The 15,050-nt window shown below is 73.7% G+C and carries 17 protein-coding genes; 8 read left to right on the top strand and 9 right to left on the bottom strand.

The features are described from left to right. Position 1 precedes the first annotated feature (1 nt). The 3 genes from LX83_RS02555 (at position 2) to LX83_RS02565 (ending at position 2,037) form a co-directional block, all read left to right on the top strand. Positions 2 to 970, top strand: coding sequence for a LysR family transcriptional regulator (locus LX83_RS02555; RefSeq protein WP_253766506.1), 969 nt, complete (start codon positions 2 to 4; stop codon positions 968 to 970). Between the two features lie 63 nt (positions 971 to 1,033). Beyond that, positions 1,034 to 1,378: a TFIIB-type zinc ribbon-containing protein gene (locus LX83_RS02560; protein ID WP_308203895.1), complete on the top strand. Its 345-nt coding sequence runs from the start codon at positions 1,034 to 1,036 to the stop codon at positions 1,376 to 1,378. Next, complete coding sequence (locus tag LX83_RS02565) at positions 1,375 to 2,037, top strand: AAA family ATPase (RefSeq protein WP_253766509.1); 663 nt, start codon at positions 1,375 to 1,377, stop codon at positions 2,035 to 2,037. The genes LX83_RS02560 and LX83_RS02565 overlap by 4 nt, the downstream gene beginning before the upstream one ends. 94 nt (positions 2,038 to 2,131) lie before the next feature. Here LX83_RS02565 and LX83_RS02570 read toward each other — a convergent pair whose 3' ends face one another. Next, positions 2,132 to 2,506, bottom strand: coding sequence for a VOC family protein (locus tag LX83_RS02570; RefSeq protein ID WP_253766511.1), 375 nt, complete (start codon positions 2,504 to 2,506; stop codon positions 2,132 to 2,134). Positions 2,507 to 2,562: 56 nt separating this feature from the next. On the opposite strand from LX83_RS02570, the gene LX83_RS02575 reads away from it, so the two are divergent. Continuing rightward, positions 2,563 to 3,012 (top strand): MarR family winged helix-turn-helix transcriptional regulator, encoded by a 450-nt coding sequence (locus LX83_RS02575; RefSeq protein WP_253766513.1) that lies wholly within the window; start codon positions 2,563 to 2,565, stop codon positions 3,010 to 3,012. Between the two features lie 28 nt (positions 3,013 to 3,040). On the opposite strand, the gene LX83_RS02580 is transcribed toward LX83_RS02575, so the two are convergent. Beyond that, a complete protein-coding gene (locus tag LX83_RS02580) occupies positions 3,041 to 5,899 on the bottom strand; it encodes an FAD-binding and (Fe-S)-binding domain-containing protein (protein ID WP_253766515.1) in 2,859 nt (952 codons plus the stop codon). An 80-nt stretch (positions 5,900 to 5,979) separates the two neighbouring features. Beyond that, a complete protein-coding gene (locus LX83_RS02585) occupies positions 5,980 to 6,954 on the bottom strand; it encodes a cupin domain-containing protein (protein WP_253766518.1) in 975 nt (324 codons plus the stop codon). An 81-nt stretch (positions 6,955 to 7,035) separates the two neighbouring features. On the opposite strand from LX83_RS02585, the gene LX83_RS02590 reads away from it, so the two are divergent. Both LX83_RS02590 and LX83_RS02595 read left to right on the top strand, forming a co-directional pair. Continuing rightward, positions 7,036 to 7,872 carry an NAD(P)H-binding protein gene (locus LX83_RS02590; protein WP_253766520.1) on the top strand — a complete coding sequence of 279 codons (837 nt, stop codon included), beginning with the start codon at positions 7,036 to 7,038 and terminating at the stop codon, positions 7,870 to 7,872. A gap of 79 nt (positions 7,873 to 7,951) precedes the next feature. Further along, positions 7,952 to 8,380 carry a pyridoxamine 5'-phosphate oxidase family protein gene (locus LX83_RS02595; RefSeq protein WP_253766522.1) on the top strand — a complete coding sequence of 143 codons (429 nt, stop codon included), beginning with the start codon at positions 7,952 to 7,954 and terminating at the stop codon, positions 8,378 to 8,380. A gap of 332 nt (positions 8,381 to 8,712) precedes the next feature. Here LX83_RS02595 and LX83_RS02600 read toward each other — a convergent pair whose 3' ends face one another. Continuing rightward, complete coding sequence (locus tag LX83_RS02600) at positions 8,713 to 8,982, bottom strand: hypothetical protein (RefSeq protein ID WP_253766524.1); 270 nt, start codon at positions 8,980 to 8,982, stop codon at positions 8,713 to 8,715. Here LX83_RS02600 and LX83_RS02605 point away from each other — a divergent pair. Further along, complete coding sequence (locus LX83_RS02605) at positions 8,981 to 9,382, top strand: hypothetical protein (RefSeq protein ID WP_253766526.1); 402 nt, start codon at positions 8,981 to 8,983, stop codon at positions 9,380 to 9,382. The genes LX83_RS02600 and LX83_RS02605 overlap by 2 nt on opposite strands. A 1-nt stretch (position 9,383) precedes the next feature. After that, entirely contained in the window at positions 9,384 to 9,977 is a 594-nt protein-coding gene (locus tag LX83_RS38625; protein WP_407649456.1) for a peptidase inhibitor family I36 protein, read from the top strand. A gap of 278 nt (positions 9,978 to 10,255) precedes the next feature. On the opposite strand, the gene LX83_RS02610 is transcribed toward LX83_RS38625, so the two are convergent. The 5 genes from LX83_RS02610 to LX83_RS38290 form a co-directional block, all read right to left on the bottom strand. Beyond that, positions 10,256 to 10,828, bottom strand: a complete 573-nt coding sequence (locus LX83_RS02610) for a hypothetical protein (protein ID WP_253766528.1) — start codon at positions 10,826 to 10,828, stop codon at positions 10,256 to 10,258. Between the two features lie 47 nt (positions 10,829 to 10,875). Beyond that, a complete protein-coding gene (locus LX83_RS02615; RefSeq protein ID WP_253766531.1) occupies positions 10,876 to 11,367 on the bottom strand; it encodes a hypothetical protein in 492 nt (163 codons plus the stop codon). A 647-nt stretch (positions 11,368 to 12,014) separates the two neighbouring features. Then, positions 12,015 to 12,638: a response regulator transcription factor gene (locus tag LX83_RS02620; protein WP_308203896.1), complete on the bottom strand. Its 624-nt coding sequence runs from the start codon at positions 12,636 to 12,638 to the stop codon at positions 12,015 to 12,017. Between the two features lie 14 nt (positions 12,639 to 12,652). Next, positions 12,653 to 13,792 carry a hypothetical protein gene (locus LX83_RS02625; RefSeq protein ID WP_253766535.1) on the bottom strand — a complete coding sequence of 380 codons (1,140 nt, stop codon included), beginning with the start codon at positions 13,790 to 13,792 and terminating at the stop codon, positions 12,653 to 12,655. Further along, on the bottom strand, positions 13,779 to 14,996 hold the full coding sequence (locus tag LX83_RS38290; protein ID WP_253766537.1) for a sensor histidine kinase: 1,218 nt from the start codon (positions 14,994 to 14,996) through the stop codon (positions 13,779 to 13,781). The genes LX83_RS02625 and LX83_RS38290 overlap by 14 nt, the downstream gene beginning before the upstream one ends. Positions 14,997 to 15,050: the final 54 nt, after the last annotated feature.

Genomic DNA, 15,050 nt, shown 5'->3' on the forward strand with positions numbered 1-15,050 from the left:
CATGCAAATGGAGTTACGGCACCTGCACGTTGTCCTGTCGGTCGCCGAAGCCGGCAGCATCAGCCGGGCGGCGGCGCAGCTCCGGATCGCCCAGTCGGGACTCACCGCACAACTGCACCGCATTGAACAGGAGTTCGGCGGAACGCTGTTTGTCCGGGGCACCGGCGGAGTGGCCCTGACCGAACTCGGCGAACACGTTCTGGTGCGGGCCAGAGAACTGCTCGGCCGATTCGACGACCTGTTGGCGAGCAGCCGGGCACTGGTCAACCAGCCGGAGCCGATCGCCCCGGTGCAGCTGAGCGGGCCGCCGGGCGCGGTGGTGGCCATGCTGGTCTCGGCGGTGCGCGAGACCCTGCCCGACCGGGAGCAGACCACCGCACTGGAGCACGCCCCGGACACCCTGGTCGACCTGCTGGGCGCGGCCAGACTGGACCTGGCCGTGCTGGCGCGGCAGCCGGACAGCGCGGTCCGGCTGCCGGCCGAAGTGGACGCCAGGGAGCTGGTCACCGAACCGGCGTTCGTGGCGCTCGCCGCCGACCACCCGCTCGCCCACCGGCCCCGGCTGCGCCTGGCCGACCTGGCCGACCAGGAGTGGGTCACCGTCCGGGAGCGGCTGGGCGGGCTGGGCGCGCACTTCCGGCTGGCCTGCGAGGCCGCCGGGTTCACCCCGCGCTGCCACCACGTGGGCGCGGACCTGGCCACCGCGGCCATGCTGGTCCGGTCCGGTCACGCGGTCGCCGCCCTGTACCCGCAGTCGCTGCCGGTACCCGGCACCGTGCTGCGGCCACTGGTCGACCACCCGTTGCGCCGGGAACTCACCCTGGTGTGGCACGCGCACTCGGCGGTGGCCGGCGTGATCGGCGACATCCACGCGAAGGTGCGCAAGAGCTACCACGAGATGGTCAGCTCCCACCCGGCCTACCGCACGTGGTGGGCGGCGCACACCGCCGCGCCCGGCCACAGCGGCTGACCCGCCGCGCCACCCGTCCGCCGACTTCACCCGGTCACCACGGACTTCTCGTAGGCTGGTCCCGTGATTTGCCCGAAGTGTCAGAACCTGATGCAGACCGTGGACCGCCGCGGTGTGCACATCGAACAGTGCCAGGGCTGTCGGGGGATCTTCCTCGACCGCGGCGAGCTGGAGCAGATCGCCAACGCCGAGCGCTCGCACTACGGTCCGCAGTACGCGCCACCGCCGGCGGCGTACCGGCACGACTCGCCCCCGCCCTACCACGGCGGCTACCGGGACTCCCCGCCGCCGTTCCGGCACGGCCACGCCGATTCCCCGCCGCCGTTCCGGCACGGTTACGCCGACTCGCCGCCGCCGTACGGCCACCAGCGCCGGCACCGCAGCTTCCTTGAGGAGCTGTTTGATTGATCGGCAGCAGCGCGCCAGTGGACCTCAAGATCTGTGTCGCCTGCGGCGCCCGCGCGCAGACCCCGGTGGTGCCCGCGACCGAGCCGGTGGTGGTCTGCGCGGACTGCGGACATCGGCAGCCGTTCCGGCGGCTGCCCCTGTTCGCGTTGACCGGTCCCAGTGGGACGGGCAAGTCCACGGTCGGCCGGCTGCTCACCGCGGAACTGGGTGACCGGGTCGTGGTGCTGGAGCAGGACGTGCTGTGGACCGCCGGACTGCGCGACCCGGCCGACGACCACCGGCTGTTCCGCTCGACCTGGCTGCGCATGGCGGCGATGGTCCACCAGAGCGGGCGGCCCGTGGTGCTGTGCGGCACGGTGGTTCCGGTGCAGTTCGCGCAGTGCCCCGAGCACGTCTTCTTCAGCGACATCCACTACTTCGGCCTGGTCTGCGACTCGCAGGTGCTGCGCGAGCGGCTGCGGGCCCGGCCGGCGTGGCGGGAGTGGGACGAGCCGCGCATCGCGGAGATGGTGGAGTTCAACGAGTGGGTGCGGCGCAGCGCCGCCGACATGGACCCGCCCGTCGAACTGCTGGACACCACCACCCTGCCCCTGGCGGACACGGTGCGCGCGGTCGCGGACTGGGTGCGCCGGGGCCTGGCCGACGCCTCCCTCCACTGAGGACTGTCCACGCCGGACAGTCCGGGGGCCTGACCGGCGGAGCCACGTCGCCGCCGCCGGGGGCCTCGGCCCCGGCGGCGGCGGTGCGCGGTGCTCACCGCTGCCCCGGCGCGGCACCGTGCAGGGTGAGCTGGTAGCCGTCGGGATCGGCCACGGTGCAGGCGCGCCCGAAGGGACCGTCGGCCACCGGGCGGACGATCGTCGCGCCAGCGCGGTCCAGGCGTTCGCAGAGCGCGTCGACGTCGTCGCAGGCGAGCCAGAGCACCACGCCCTGGCCCACCGCGCCCTCGGGCACTGGCCCCGCCTCGGGGCCGCGCAGGGCGAACGGGATGGGGCGGCTGTCGAGCACCAGGACGCCCTCGGGGCCGCCCGGCGCGGCCGGGATGCCCAGCAGCTCGCAGTAGAACGTCCGGGCCGCGGTGAGATCGCGGACCTGCAGCGACAGGAAGTCAGGACCGTGGGTGGACATTCGCGCAACCTCCTAATTAGCACGCTAACTTCAATTAGGGAGCTAAGCTAGGTGGCGTGGATTCACATGTCAACCCGGATCGCATCATGGGGTTCGCGCTGAAGCGCCTCCAGCAGGCCCTGCGCGCCAGAATGGACGGTGCGCTCGCCGAGTTCGGGCTCACCAGCCCCCAGTACGCCGTGCTCGCGCTGCTGGCCGAGAACCCGGGCATCTCCAACGCCGAGCTGGCCAGGCGGTCGTTCGTGACGCCGCCCACCATGATCCGGATCATCGCGGCCCTCGCCGAGGCCGGGCTGATCGTGCGCGAGGACCGCTCCCCCGCCTCCCGGGCGCGGCCGGTGGAACTCACCCCCGAGGGCCGCGCCCGGCTGACCGAGGCGGCCGAGCACGTCCAGCGGCTGGAGGACACGCTGACCGCCCACGCGGGACCGCACCGCGAGGTGATCATGGCGTGGTTGCGGGCGAGCGCCGACGACCTGACCGCCCACCGCGACGACACCGGGTGAGCCCGGCGCCGCCCCGGTGCGCCCGGGCTCAGCCCCCGCCCGCGCGCAGCCGCGCCGCCAGCAACTGCGCCAGGTGGACACCGCGCACCCCGGCCAGCTGCTCGGCCTGGGTGCGGCAGGAGAACCCGTCGGCGAGGAACACCGTCTCGGTGTCCTTGTCCCGCAACGCCGGCAGCAGCGCGTTCTCGGCGACCGCCACCGACACCTCGTAGTGGCCGCGTTCCATGCCGAAGTTGCCGGCCAGCCCGCAGCAGCCGGCCAGGCTGCTGGTCCGCGCGCCACCGGCGGTGAGCAGGGCCAGGTCCGCCTCGTAGCCCATGACCGCGTGCTGGTGGCAGTGCGGTTGGGCCAGCACCCGCACCCCGCTCAGGTCCGGCACCTGCCAGCGCCGCCCGTCGGGCAGCGGCCGGCTCAGCAGCTCGGCGAGGGTGAGCACCGCGTCGGCGACCCGCCGCGCCTCGGCGTCCCCCGGCAGCAGCTCCACCAGGTCGGAGCGCAGCACCGCCGTGCAGGACGGCTCCAGGCCGACGATGGGCATCCCGGCCTCGGCGTACCGGCCCAGCACCGCGACCAGCTGGCGCAGCCGGCGCCGCGCCCCGGTGAGCTGCCCGGTGCTGATCCAGGTGAGCCCGCAGCAGACCGACCGCTCCGGCACGACCACCCGGTAGCCGGCGTCGGTCAGCACCTCGACGGCGGCCGTGGCCACCTCCGGGCTCATCCCGTTGCTGAACGAGTCCACCCACAGCAGCACCGGGGGCCGCGCCCGGTCGACGGCCGCGTGCGAGCGGTGGCGCCGCCACCAGCGGGCGAACGGCACCGGCGCGATCCTGGGTGCCCGCCGGCGGCTGTCCACTCCGGACAGTGACAGCAGCGCGCGGGCCAGTGGCCGGACGGCGAACACGGCGTTGGCCGCGGCCGGGCCGGCCACCGGCAGCAGCCGGTTGAGCAGCGCCAGCCACCGGGGCAGCTGCCCGAGGCTGTAGTGGCTGGCCGGGCGGAGCCGGCCGGCGTAGGAGCGGTGCAGCACCTCGGCCTTGTACCGGGCCATGTCCACGCCCGCCGGGCAGTCGCTGGCGCACGCCTTGCAGGACAGGCACAACTCCAGGGACTCGGCGACCTCGGGCGCCGACCAGCCGCCGGTGACCAGCGAGCCGTTCGCCATGTCCTGCAACACCCGCGCGCGGCCCCGGGTGGTGTCCTTCTCGTCCCTGGTCGCCAGGAACGACGGGCACATGAACCCGCCGGCCGCGCTGGTGTCCGCCCGACACTTGCCCACCCCGACACAGCGGTGCACCGCGTTGGTGAAGTCACCGCCGTCGTGGCCGAACGCGAACCCGTCGCGGGCCGGCAGCGGCCGGGCCCGGGGGCGGCGCAGGTCCGCGTCCACCGGCCGGGGCCGGACCAGCACGCCGGGGTTGAGCACGTCGTCCGGGTCGAACAGCGCCTTGAACGCCTGGAACACGGCCAGGGCCCGGTCGGAGTACATCAGCGACAGCAGTTCGCCGCGCGCCCGGCCGTCCCCGTGCTCACCGGACAGCGACCCGCCGTGCGCGGCCACCAACCTGGCCGCGTCGTGCAGGAACGCCCGCAGCACCGAGCCGTCCGACTCCAGCGGGATGTCGATGCGCACGTGCACGCAGCCGTCGCCGAAGTGCCCGTAGGGCAGCCCGGTCACTCCGTGCTGGGTCATCAGCGCGTCGAACTCGCGCAGGTAGCCGCCGAGCCGTTCGGGTGGCACGGCCGCGTCCTCCCACCCGGGCCACGCCGGTCGTCCGGCCGGGCTGCGACCGGCCAGGCCGGCGCCGTCCTCCCGGATCCGCCACAGCGCGGTGGCCTGCGGCCCGGCCGGCAGCACCACGTGGTCCAGCGCCTCGGCGTCGGCGATCAGCGCGTCCGCGACCCGCAGGGCGTCCCCGGCGGTGTCGCCGCCCACCTCGATCATCAGCCAGCCCCCGCCGCGCGGCAGGTCCGGCACGCGCCCCCGGTGCTGGCGCACCACCTCCACCAGCCGGGCGTCCAGCCCCTCCACCGCCAGCGGCGCGTGGTCGAGCAGGGCGGGAACCGCGTCCGCCGCCGTGAACATGTCGGGGTAGCCGAGCACCACCAGCACCCGGGCCGGGCTGATCGGCACCAGGTCGAGGGTGGCCCCCAGGGTGATCGCGACCGTGCCCTCGGTGCCGACCAGGGCCCTGGCCAGTGACCGCCCCCGCTCGGGCAGCAGGTGTTCCAGCGCGTAGCCGGACCCCTGCCGGGGGAACCGGCCCAGTTCGGTGCGCAGCACCTCCAGGTTGGCGTGCACCAGCTCGGCCAGGCCGGGCACCGGCTCCAGCCCGGTGGCCGCGGTGAACCGCCGGCCGGTGCCGTCGACCACGTCGAGCGAGCGCACGTTGTCGGCGGTGCGCCCGTAGGCCACGGCGTGCGCGCCACACGCGTTGTTGCCGATCATGCCGGCCAGGGTGGCCCTGGCGTGCGAGGACGGGTCGGGCCCGAACCGCAGCCCGTGCGCGGCGGCCTGGCGCTGCAGGTCGGCCAGGACCACACCGGGCCGCACCACGGCCGTGCGGCTGCCCGGGTCGATGTCCACCACGTGGTTGAGGTGCCGGGAGAAGTCCAGCACGATGCCCGGCCCGATGGCGTTGCCGGCGATCGAGGTGCCACCGCCCCGGCAGGTGAGCGCGACCCCCTCGCGCCGGGCCACGTCCAGTGCGGCGAGCACGTCGTCGGTGTCCCTGGGCAGCACCACGACCTCGGGCACCACCCGGTAGTTGGAGGCGTCCGTGCTGTACTCGGCCCGGCGCCTGGTGCTGTCGGACACCTCGCCGGCGACCACCCGCCGCAACCGGGCCGCGAGCGCGACGGCGTGCCCCTGGTGCTTGTCGACCTCCACCCCGCCATTGTCCGTCCCGGGTGCGGGCGGGGCGCCGGCGATCAGCGTTCACCGCTGTCCACCGGCCGGGGCAGGCCCCCTCACCCCAGTCGGGCGGATGACCCACTGCTGGTGGCGGTGGTCGCGGTGCGCCGGAACTCGCTCGGGCTGACGCCCCGGACCCGTTTGAACGCCGCGCTGAACCCGAACGGGTCGGCGTAGCCCACCGCGCGGGCGACCTCCGTGACGGTCGCGCTCGCCTGCTCGACCAGCAGGTCCGCCGCGAGCGTCATCCGCCAGCGGGTGAGGTAGGTCAGCGGCGGCTCGCCAACCAGCTCGGCGAACCGCTTGGCCAGCGTCGACCGCGACACCCCGGTGTGCTCGGCCAGCGCGGCGACCGTCCACGGCGCGGCCGGTTCGGCGTGCAGCAGGCGCAGCGCGTGGCCGACCACCGGGTCCCGCTGCGCGGCCCACCAGGCCGGTGGCTCACCGCCGGGCCGGTCGAACCACTCGCGCAGCGTGCAGACCAGCATCCAGTCCAGCAACCGGTCGAGCACCACCTGCTGGCCCGGGGTGTCCACGGCGACCTCGGCGGCGAGGTGGTCCAGCACGGGGTCGGCCGTGCCCCCGGCATCCACCCGCAGCACCACGGGCAGCGCGTCCAGCAGCCGGCGGCTGATCTCGCCGCGCACCGGGTAGGCGCCGACGATCAGGGTCGTCGCACCACTGCCGGCACCGGTGTCGTCGCCGGGATCGGTCCAGCCGAGCCGGTACCGGGTCCCACCCTGCTCGGGCGTCGCGCAGTGCTCACCGCACGCGATCGGCTCGGCGCGGGTGCCGACCTCGTCGACGAAGGTGAACGTGGCGGGGCCGCGCACGATGATCGTCTCGCGGGCGCGCAGCGGCTCGGGCGGGTGGTGCTCCGGCACGATCCAGCCCGCCCCGGTGAGGACGGTGCACAGGGTCAGCGGCGCGCCGTCCACGAAGTGCAGCGCCCAGGGTGGGGACAGGGTCGAACTGCCGAACAGCGAGCCGTGGGCCCGCACCCCGCGGATCAGGTCACTGAACGCGTCCACCCAGCCAGGTTAGACGAACACACAGGCGATCCGGCTTCTCACCTATGGGTTCGTCCGAGTTGACCGGGTTAAATCAGCGTCATGCGCAACGACACCACCCTTGTCCTCGGCGCGACCGGCAAGACCGGCCGGCGGGTCGCCGCCCGGCTGCGGCTGCGTGGCACGCCGGTGCGCGCCGCCTCCCGGACCAGTCCGACCCCCTTCGACTGGACCGACCCCGGCGGCTGGGACGCGGCCCTGCGCGGTGTCGCCGCCGTGTACCTGGTGGCCCCGACCGTGCCTGGCCCGGTGCACGAGTTCGTGGCCAGGGCCGAGGCCGCCGGGGTGCGGCGGCTGGTCCTGCTCTCCGGGCGCGGCGCCGACACCTGGGGTGACTCCACGTTCGGGCTGGACATGCGGTCGGCCGAGGAGGCCGTGCGCGGCTCGGCACTGGAGTGGACCGTGCTGCGGCCGTCGAACTTCGACCAGAACTTCGACGAGGACGTCTTCCACGCCCCGCTGCTCGCCGGGGAGCTGGCGCTCCCGGCCGGCGCGGTTCCCGAGCCGTTCATCGACGTCGAGGACGTCGCCGACGCCGCGGCCGCGGTGCTGACCGAGGCCGGCCGGCACGCCGGACGGGTCTACGAGCTGACCGGGCCACGCGCGCTCACCTTCGCCGAGGCCGTTGAGCTGATCTCCCGGGCGTCCGGACGATCCCTCACCTACCGGCAGATCTCCCCGGCCGAGTACGCCGCGACCCTGGTCGGGCAGGGCTTGAGCGAGGGCGACGCCCACCACGTCGCCGAGATGTTCGTGCTGATGGAACGCGGACTGCTCGCCACGACCACCGATGATCTCGCCACCCTGCTCGGCCGGGCGCCCCGCACCTTCGAGGACTACGTCGTGCGGGCCGCGGCGGCGGGAGCCTGGGGGCGGTGACGCCCACCGGCACCGGCCGGACGCCGACCCCGACCCACGACCTCGCAACCACTCCCCTCGCCTGTATGGAAGGGCCGTCATGAGCACCGACACCAGTTCGCTGACCACCGAGGACCTCGAATTCCTGCGCCGACCCCTGCACGGTTTCCTGTCCGTGGCCGCCGGGCCGCTGCCGCCGCAGCCTCTGCCGGTGTGGTTCGAGGCCACCGACGAGGGCACGATCCAACTGTTCACCGCCCCGGACTCGGTCAAGGTGCGGCGCCTGCGCCGCGACCCCCGCGCCTCGATCGTCGTCGCCGCCCCGGTCGGTGAGCGCGAGCGCTGGCTCTCGGTCGCCGGCCGCACCACGGTGGAACCCGACGGAGCACACGAACTGTGCCGCCGCCTGGCCGCCCGGTACTGGGACCTCGACGACCCGGCCCGCGCCGACGCCCTCGCCGGGATACTGGCCGAGCACTGGGTTCGGCTCGTCATCCACCCGGAGACCGTGCGCCGCTACGTGTTCTGACCGCCGGCCGCGGCGGCCCCCGGTCCGTTCCGGCCCCCGAGGGCGAACCTGGTTCGCCCTCGGCATGGGCCAGTGCGTCGTGGCTTCGCGTCCATCCGGGACTCCTGCGGCCGCCAACGCGAACGCGCGTGCGGATCGACACGACGCGCTCGCCGCGCTCGTGCGCCCTGGCCACCAGGGGCGGCACCGCCTGCGTGGGGCGCGGCCAGGGCGTCGGGCGAACACCAGGGTGGGATGCCCTGGCACGGCCGCGCCCCTGTCCACATCGGACGGTCATCGGCGGTGCTCGTCCACGGCCGGACACAGCCGGGCCGGACGAGCGCATCGGTTGGTCAGGGCGTGGGAACCTGCACCCAGTAGACGCATTCCTTGTGCACGAAGCCGATCGGCACCCTGACCCAAAGGTTGTGCGCCGCCGAGCCGCACACCGCGATGTTCTCCCCGGGAACCAGGTCGCAGTACGCCGCCCACACATCCCCGTACCGCATCACGCTCACCACCTGCGACTTGGTGGTCGGCTCCTTGCGGACGTTGATGTTCGGCGACTTGGCCACAATGGAGCACGGATACGTCGACGAGGCAACGCCGGGGGCCTCCGACATGGACGTGGACGTGGATGCCGATGCCGACGGCGACACGGAGAACGCCAGGGAGAGCACCGCCGTTCCGATGGCGGCGAGAACGCTGCGCTTCTTCACTCTACTCACCCGATTCTCTTGCGGAGCGGTTCTGGTGAAGCAGGTCCAGACGCTAGTGCCGCCGTTCGGGACCGGTCCTGAACCCGTGCCGGTAAACGCCGCGCGGAGCGGCGTGCGGTCGACAGACGGGGTCCTCGCCGACGCGGGCGTGCCCACCAGCGCGTGCTCACCAGCGCGTGCTCACCAGCGCGTGCCCAGCCGCGCCAGCGAAAAGAATATCGACATTGCCGTTATTTGCGGGATTCTGATTCACCAAGAACAGGAATATGCGCGCGCGACGGGAATGATTCGTCCGCACGGGTAGCATGCCGCACAGCGCAACAACGGCGTCTTGCGGGCGGTTTGCCGACTGGTTAACCTTCGACGTGGTGGGACTCCGAGGGGATGTCAACACTCTTCCGCACGCACTGGACCGAACCGCGCGGGGGTGTGCGGAAAGCGCGGAAAGTTCCACCCATTTCGCAGCTGAGCGAATTCAGCCAGAGGGGGCTGTGGTGTCGAGAGTTCGAATTCTGCTTCTGCGCGCGTTGGCGGTGGCACTGCTCGTCATCGGGGTGGGGGTGCCGAGTTCGGCGCTGGCAGCGCCGGTACCGGGGTGGAGTGACTGCCCCTCGCAGCACGTGTGCTTCTGGACGGGCGACAACGGGTCCGGGGAGATGTGCCACTGGCCGGGTGACGATCCCGACTGGCGGAGTGGCGACCTCAAGTGTTCCTGGTCGGCCAGCAAGAGGGCGCAGTCGGTCTACAACAACGGGACCTCCGGGGCCTCGGTGTCCTACTACACGGGGGCCAACTACGGCGGTTCGCGCGCGGGGTGCACCGCGAAGGGCGGCAAGGGGAACTTCGTCGGGAACAACGGAACCGGTTATTTCCTCCGATCACATCGGTGGTCCTGCTGACCGTTGTCCGCGGCTGATGTCGGACAGCGGGTGACCGCACGCGCCAGCGGCCGAGGCGGGTCACCGTGATCCGGTGGCCCGCCGCCGGGCACGTGCTCCAGGTAGAGCCGGTCGCCCATCAGGTGCACACTCCCACCGGCACCGGCCCAGCCGGTGCCGTGCCCGTCGCCGGTCCGGGCGTCGCCGGTCCACACTGGCCGGCCGGTGCCGCGAACGCCAGCGGCCGCACCGCCGTTGCTGGGCGGTGCGGCCGCGAGAGCCCCGGGGGCGGGTGCCGGCTACTGGCAGTGGTCGAACATCCGGTCCAGTGCCGCCTGGTACTCGGGCGTGCCCTGGGTGCCGTTCAGCCATTCCTTGGCCGCGTCAACGCACATGGTCAGCTTGCTGTTCTGGCTCTCCAGGTCGCTCTTGCTCTGCTCGGCCGACTGCAGTGACGACTTCACCGAGTCCAGCTCGCCGCTGGACTCGCCGGCCTGCTTCTCCTTGACCGCGATCTGCTCGACCACGTCGCGGTGGTGGCCGTTCTCCACCACGAACAGCGTGGTGAACAGGCCCGTGGCGATCAGCAGCACGCCAGCGACCACCGCCAGCGCGACCATCGTGGACCGCTTGGCCAGCCGGGGTCCTGGCTGGCCCCCGGGCATCGCGGGAGGTACGGGCAGTCCGCCGCCGGGCGTGGCGGTCGGGTTCGGCGGGTAGCCGGGTGCCGGCGGCTGCCCGCCGGCCTGACCGGGGTAGGCCGCCTGCGGATAGGCGTTGGCCTGGTTGGGGTACGGGTCGGTGGGGTGCGGCTGGTTGGCCGCGGGGTACGCGGACGGCTGGGGCAGCCCGTCCGGCCTTGGCTCGGTCACGATGTCCTCCGGGGCGCGCGTACGGCGTGGCTGATGGGCGTGGTCGGCTATCCGCAGTTGTCGTACATGCGCCCGACCTGGGTTTGCACCGCCGCCTGGTCCGCGCCCTGGGCCGCCAGGATGGCCGCCTTGGCCGAGTCCGCGCACCGGTGCAGCGTGCTGTTCTGGCTCTCCAGGTCGTCGTGCGCCCGCTCGACGTCGTCCAGACTGGACTTCGCGCTCTGGATCTGCCCGTTGGTGTCCTCGATGCTCTTCTCCACCGCGGCGAGCCGCTCGCTCGCCTCGTTGTGGTTGCCCCTGGCCACCAGGAACAGCGTGGTGAACAGCCCGGTGGTCAGCACGAGCACGCCGACCAGCACCGCGAGCACCACCACCGGGGTCCGCTTCACCATCCTGGGCGCCGGCGCGCCGCCCGGCTGGCCGACCGGCGTGCCGCCGGCCGGTGTGGTGGGCTGGAAGTAGCCGCTGGGAAACTGCGCTTCACCGGTGTTGGCCGGCTGAGCGGACGGCTGCTGCCAGTCCGGTCCGGACTGGGTCATGACTCCTCCAAGTTCGTGAACACCGCTCGCCTGATCCTCGGAGGAACCGCGGCGCACCCCCTGCGGTCCCCGCTGACGCGGTTCTCGGCGGTGCTCGACCGAGAACGCGCGATGGCGTGGCCGAGGCCGGTGACGCCGGCAGGCCGGCCCTCGCCTGACCCGGCCTGGGCGGCGACCGCACCCGGCACCCCCCGGTGTCCGCGTCGCACCGGCTGCCCGGTGCTGGCCGCGACCACGCTCATCGCGCTCGACAGGAACCCCGGCCGGGCCCGGTGCCTGGCGGTCAGCGTCTCCAGGACCGCCACCTCCAGCAGCACCCCGACCCGGTCAACGTCCTGCCAGCCACTGGGCGACTCCCCCGAACCGAACCCGCCTCGGGTGCCGGTTCCCGCGCACGGAAACCGGGTAGCACCCGCCACTCCCCTGGCGTGCATCAGACGCGTCATCCCCTTCGCCGGCCGCCGGCACACCACGTGCTCGGTGTGGTGGGCGGCGGTGCGCCCCTCCTGACTGTCTTGTCCTGTGCGCAGGATAGGAACGGGTTCGTCCGGAACATGTCGGTCATTCACCCCTCATTTGCCGGCCGCCGGAACACCTACGCTGCCGGTGTGCCCCACCGTCGCGCAGCGGCCCCGGTCAGGTCCGGCTCACAGCTCGTCCACCCCGATGAGCCCGTCCTGGATGGCCCTGGCGACCAGGGAGGCCTTGGTCGGCGCCTCCCGGCCGATGCTGGCGTACTTGACGCGCACCCGGTCCAGGTAGGTGTTCACCGTGCGCACCGACAGCTTCAGCTTCTTCGCGACCATCTCCTTGGACTCGCAGTGGAACCACTCCAGCAGCACGTCGATCTCGCGGGGCGCCAGGCGCGGCCGGTTCGACCGGGTGTCGGTGCCGATCGCCCCGGACAGCGCGGGCGGCGTGTAGGGGGTGTTGTTGGCGGCGGCCCGGATCGCGGCGACCAGGTGCGCCTCCCCCTCGGCCTTGGTCAGGTAGGTGAACGCGCCGATGTCCAAACAGGTCAGTGCGGTGTCCCGGTCGTCGCGCATGGTGTAGACCACGACCTGGCGGCCGGCGTCCACCAGCCGCTTGAGGTCACCGTAGGCCGGCCCGGTGATGTCGAGTTGCAGGTCGAGCACGACCACGTCGGCGCGGTCGCCGGGATCCAGCCACGCCACCGCCACGCTCGGCCCGGCGTCGACCACCTCGATCGGCGGGCTCGCCGCCGCGCACCACGCCTTCACCCCGGCCACGACCACGGGGTGGTCGTCCACCAGGACCACCGTAGTCACGTCCGCGCCCGCCATGTCACCTTGACCCAAATCCGCTCCTCCGAGACCACTGTGGACGTGGTCAGCTCCGTGGTTTCGACCGCTGGCACGGCCTCGGGCGGCGCGTCCGCCACGACGCTGACGGTCACCGTCCCGCCGGTGCCCACGACGGTGACCCGGGCCGTGCTCCTGGCCGTGGCCAGTGCCGCCACCGCCGGCTCGGTCAGCAGCCGGCGGACCGCGCCGGGCACGGGCGGGCGCTCCCCGCGCTGGGCGAACTGCACCGACACACCGTTGCGCTCGGCCAGGTCGATGCAGGCGCGCAGTTCGTGCAGCAGCGGGTCGGGCGCCTCGGCGCCCTCCGCGAACAGGCGGCGCATCCGGGCCGCCTCCACCGCGCACGCGCGGCGCACCTCCTCGTGCGCCGGGTCGAGCGCGCCCGAGGCCAGCCCGGCCAGCAGCGGCGCCGTGGTGCTGGCCAGCTCCGCGTACCTGGCCCTGCGGTCGGCGTGCAGCTGCGCGGCGACCGCCTCGGCGGTGTGCACCCGTTCCTCCTCCCTGGCGGCCCGCACCGCGGCCGAGGCGATGCGCCGCTGCACCGTGGCGAACACCCCGATGGCCACCTGGAAACTGGCGGTGACCACGGTCTCGCCGACCACCCCGGCCAGGGTGGCCGTGCTCTGCCCGGCCACCGCCGCCTGGATCGCGGTGGCCGCGTAGTGGGTGCCGAGCAGCCCGGCCAGCGGGCCGATGCCGCGCTCCAGCGTCAGCAGCGCCAGGGGCCAGCCCACCGTCCCGTACGACCAGTGCGGCGGGCCGAAGTGGTGCCCGGGCAGCACGGTCGCGGTGGCCAGCACCGAGACCAGCAGCACCAGCGCCAGCATCGGCCAGCGCCACCACCCCACCGGGCGGCCCCTGCGGACCGCGACCACCACCACGAGCGTGACCGCGGTGAACACGCCGATGGCCAGGAACTGGGCCGCGACCGAGGAGTAGCCGTCCCGGTGGCCGAGCACCACGGGCACCTGGAGTCCGAAGAGGACACCCAGGGTGGTGGCCGCGGTGGCCCAGTGCAGCCCCTGCAGGAACTTCGCCACGATGAGATCGGCGTCGACACCGGCCGAGGCGTCCGGATCGGCCGGGTCAGTCAGGCTCATCCGGCCACTCCATCCGCACCACCGTGCCCTGCCCCGGCCGGCTGGTCACCACCGCGCGCCCGCCGGCCCTGGCCAGCCGGTCGACCAGGGACCGCCGCACCCCGTAGCGGTGCTCGGGCACCCGCTCCGGGTCGAACCCCCGACCCTGGTCGGCGACCTCCACCAGCACCTGGCCGCCCGCCCGGCGCACGGACACCGAGGCGTGGTCGGTGCGGGCGTGGCGCACCACGTTGGTGAGCGCCTCCCTGGTGCCGTACGACAGGGCGACGGCCACCACCGCGGGCACCCGCGGCGCGCTGTCCGCGTGCCAGCTGACCCGCAGCGGGACGTGCTCGACCACGCCCCGCACCAGCTCCACCAGGTCGACCTCGCCGTCGGGCACCCGGCCCTGGCCGCGGATCACCGCCAGGTCGCGCGCGGCCTGCTCGGCCAGCCACGGTGCCCGGCCGCGGACCACCCCGGTGCCGACCATCAGCAGCGTGGCCGAGGCGGTGTCGTGCAGCGCGGCCAGGTACTCGCGCTCGTCGTCGCGCCGGGCCGCGGCCACCGCCGCGTCCCTGCGGGCCCGCTCGCCCCGGGCGACCAGCTCGTCAGCGCTGCGCGCGCCGGCGCGCACCAGGACGAGGACAGCGCGCGACAGCACGGCCTCGGCGCCCAGCCACAGCCCCAGTGGGGCCGCGGCGCCCCAGTCGCCCGGTTCGGTGAGCGCGGCCCCGACCAGGTAGGCGGCCACCACCGCGGAGCAGGCGCCGGCCGCGACCGGGGCTCGGGTGTGCCACGGGTAGGCGACCACCGCGATCGAGGCCGAGGCCAGCACCCAGGTCGTCCTGGCGAACGGCGCCTGCGGGGACGCCGTCCAGACCTGGGCCAGGCACACCGCGCAGACCACCGCCACGTCCACGGGCACCAGCCAGCGCCCGCCCCTGGCCCGGTCGCGGGCCACGGCGTAGCCCAGGTTCCACAGGTTGAAGCCGATCACCACGAGCGCGGCCGGCACCGGCTGCCTGGCCGGCTCGACGGCCAGGGACACCAGGCTGGTGATGGCCGCGACCAGGACGCGCACGATCAACGAGAAACGCCGCACCAGGCGGGTGAGTTCACGTTCGGCCGAGCCCATCGCACCGCCCGCGCCGCGCCGGGGGCCCCGCCCCGGCCTCGCTGCTCGCACGAGAACCCCCAGCAGCGCCTGCGTGCATTCAGTCACCGGGATTGTACCCAGCGGAGTGATCCGACGTGTGCACCGTCGGCCACAACTAGG

Source organism: Goodfellowiella coeruleoviolacea, from assembly GCF_024171785.1.
Taxonomy (GTDB): Bacteria; Actinomycetota; Actinomycetes; order Mycobacteriales; family Pseudonocardiaceae; genus Goodfellowiella; species Goodfellowiella coeruleoviolacea.